At 66.2% G+C, this 334-nt stretch carries 1 protein-coding gene; it reads right to left on the bottom strand.

The window, feature by feature from the left end:
- Nucleotides 1-334: MFS transporter (locus P0D71_RS36105; RefSeq protein WP_408483899.1), on the bottom strand; the 334-nt coding region annotated here is incomplete at both ends.

Here is a 334-nt window from a genome sequence, read left to right on the forward strand (position 1 = left end):
CACGTACTGGAACGACGCAAAAAAGCCGCGCCGCCCCTTGAGCGCGACTTCACTCATATAGGTCGCGCTGGTGCCGTATTCGCCACCCACCGACAACCCCTGGAACAGCCGCGCAACCAGCAGCAGCGCCGGCGCGAGCGCGCCAATCTGCGCGTAGGTGGGCAAGAGCGCGATCACCAGCGACCCGCCGCACATCATGAACACCGACACCATCATGGCCCTGCGGCGGCCGTGCTTGTCGGCGAGACGGCCGAAGAACCAGCCGCCGATCGGACGCATCAGGAAGCCTGCCGCGAACACGCCGGCGGTGTTGAGCAACTGCGTGGTCGGATTG

Origin of the sequence: Paraburkholderia sp. RL17-383-BIF-A (assembly GCF_046028015.1) — a bacterium.
Taxonomy (GTDB): Bacteria; Pseudomonadota; Gammaproteobacteria; order Burkholderiales; family Burkholderiaceae; genus Paraburkholderia.